This is a genomic window from Teichococcus aestuarii (genome assembly GCF_042651065.1).
Lineage (GTDB): Bacteria > Pseudomonadota > Alphaproteobacteria > Acetobacterales > Acetobacteraceae > Pseudoroseomonas > Pseudoroseomonas aestuarii.
Genome location: NZ_JBHSCH010000137.1, coordinates 1 through 2363 on the forward strand (window position 1 = coordinate 1; position 2363 = coordinate 2363).

2 protein-coding genes are annotated in these 2363 nt (G+C 73.4%); both read left to right on the forward strand.

Annotation, left to right across the window (positions count from 1 at the left end):
- Positions 1-392 (forward strand): murein hydrolase activator EnvC family protein (locus tag ACFOY6_RS23895; protein WP_379652432.1); only part of this gene is annotated, 392 nt, incomplete at its 5' end.
- A 132-nt stretch (positions 393-524) separates the two neighbouring features.
- Positions 525-1907 (forward strand): S41 family peptidase, encoded by a 1383-nt coding sequence (locus ACFOY6_RS23900; RefSeq protein ID WP_379652433.1) that lies wholly within the window; start codon positions 525-527, stop codon positions 1905-1907.
- The last annotated feature ends 456 nt before the right edge of the window (positions 1908-2363 follow it).

A 2363-nucleotide genomic window follows, 5' to 3' on the forward strand; every position in this document is an offset into this window, starting at 1 on the left:
CGCCGCGCGCGCAGGGCGGCCGCGCCCAGCCGGTGGCCGGCACCCTGGCGCGCGATTTCGGCGACAGCGGCGCCGGCGGCCCGGCCCGCGGCCTGACCTATGCCGCGCCACCCGGCGCGCGGGTGGTCAGCCCCTGCAGCGGCAGCATCGCCTTCGCCGGGCCTTTCCGCTCCTATGGGCAGTTGTTGATTGTCGATTGCGGGGGCGGCTACCATTTCGTGCTGGCGGGGCTGGAGCGGCTGGATGCCGAGATCGGCGCCCGCGTCCTGGCCGGCGAGCCGGTCGGCCAGCTCGGCGGCGGCGAGGAGAATGGCCGCGCCTCGCTCTATGTCGAGCTGCGGCGCAACAGCCAGCCGGTGGACCCGAAGGCGTGGTTCCGTGGCCGTGGCTAACCGGCGCCAGGGGTCAATTGTCCAGAAAGGTTTCAGTTTGCCCCTTGCACAGGAATTCGCTCTAGGGTGTCTCGCAGGGCCGTGGAACTCGCCACGGCGAAAGGATCGTTGACCGGCATGAGGGGTCGCCGCATGAAGCCTGGAATGCGCATGGTCGGGGTGGTGGCGGCGGCGTTCACCGCCGGCGCCGTGCTGGGGCCGGTGGTGGCGCCGCCCGTGATGTCCGCCTTCGCCCAGGAGGCCGGCAACCGCGCCGAGACCTATCGACTGCTGAACCTGTTCGGCGACGTGTTCGAGCGTGTCCGCGCCGAGTATGTCGAGCCGGTGAAGGACCGCGAGGTCATCGAGGCGGCCATCAACGGCATGCTGCAGGGGCTCGACCCGCACAGCAGCTACATGAACGCCCGCTCCTTCCGTGACATGCAGGTGCAGACCCGCGGCGAGTTCGGCGGCCTCGGCATCGAGGTCAGCCAGGAAGGCGGTTATGTGAAGGTGATCAGCCCGATCGACGACACGCCGGCGGCCAAGGCGGGCGTCAAGCCGGGCGATCTCATCACCCATCTCAACGGCGAATCCGTGCAGGGCCTGACGCTGCAGGAATCGGTCGAGAAGATGCGCGGCGAGCGCGGCAGCAGCATCAAGCTGACCATCCGCCGCCCCGGCACCGAGACGCCGATCGAGCTTTCCCTGACCCGCGACGTGATCCGCCCGCAGGTGGCGCGCTTCCGGCTGGAGGGGAACGACATCGGCTATGTCCGCCTCTCCTCCTTCAACGAGCAGACGGAGAGCGCCCTGCGCCGCGCCGTCACCACCATGCGGTCGCAGGCGGGCGGCAACCTGAAGGGGCTGATCCTCGACCTGCGCAACAACCCGGGCGGGCTGCTGGATCAGGCGGTGCAGGTCTCGGACGACTTCCTGGAGCAGGGCGAGATCGTCTCCACCCGCGCCCGCCGCCCGGACGACGCGCAGCGCTGGAACGCCAAGCCCGGCGACATCACCGAGGGGCTGCGGGTGGTGGTGCTGGTCAATGGCGGCTCCGCCTCGGCCAGCGAGATCGTCGCCGGCGCCCTGCAGGACCACCGCCGCGGCGTGGTGCTCGGCACCAAGTCCTTCGGCAAGGGCAGCGTGCAAACCGTCATGCCGATCCCCGGCAACGGCGCCATCCGCCTGACCACGGCGCGCTACTACACCCCCTCCGGCCGCTCCATCCAGGCGCTGGGCATCAGCCCGGATGTCGAGGTGCTGGCGACCCGCGAGGAAGGCAACGCCCCGCTGCGCGACCGCGAGGCCGATCTGCGCCGCGCGCTGCGCAACGACAACGCCACGCACGAGAGCGCGCCGCTGCCGCCGCTGAACCTGCCGGCCGGGGTGCTGGACAAGGTGCAGCGCATGCCGCCCGAGGGCGCGCCGGCCTTCGACCCGACCAAGCCGGAGACCGACTTCCAGCTGCAGCAGGCCGTGTCGCTGCTGCGCGCCTGGTCTGCGGCCGAGCCGCAGCGCCGCGCCGCGCGCTGAACGCCGCGCGCCCGCGGGGTAAGATGAGCGGGGGATGAGCGGCATGGACGCTCGGGCCGCCTGGCGGGCGCTGGGGGTGTTCTGGGCCGTGGTCCTGGCCGGCGGCATCGGGACGGTGGGGGTGCTCCACTGGCTCGGCGCGCCGGAAGGGCCCGCCCGGCTCGCCTCGCCGCAGCCTGCGCCCCGCGCTGCCGCGCCGGCGGCGCGGGCGGCCTCTTCCCCTGCGGCCCCTTCCCCTGAGGCCGGTTCCCCCAGGGCCGTTTCCCCTGCGGCCGGTTCCCTTGCAGCCGGGCCGGACGCGGCCCCGCTGCCGGCCGCCGCGGCGCGGGCCGGCGCCCCCTCCCCCGCATCGCCGGGACGTGAGGAACTGGCCGCCGCCCTGCCCCTCCCCGCGCCGCCGCTGCCCGAGCCTCCCCTGGCCGGCACGCCGCTTCCGGCGCCACAGGGCGGCGTGCT

What these genes read in the sequence shown, in the direction of transcription:
- ACFOY6_RS23900 (WP_379652433.1), top strand. Translation starts at nt 525, where the DNA reads ATGAAGCCTGGAATGCGCATGGTCGGGGTGGTGGCGGCGGCGTTCACC.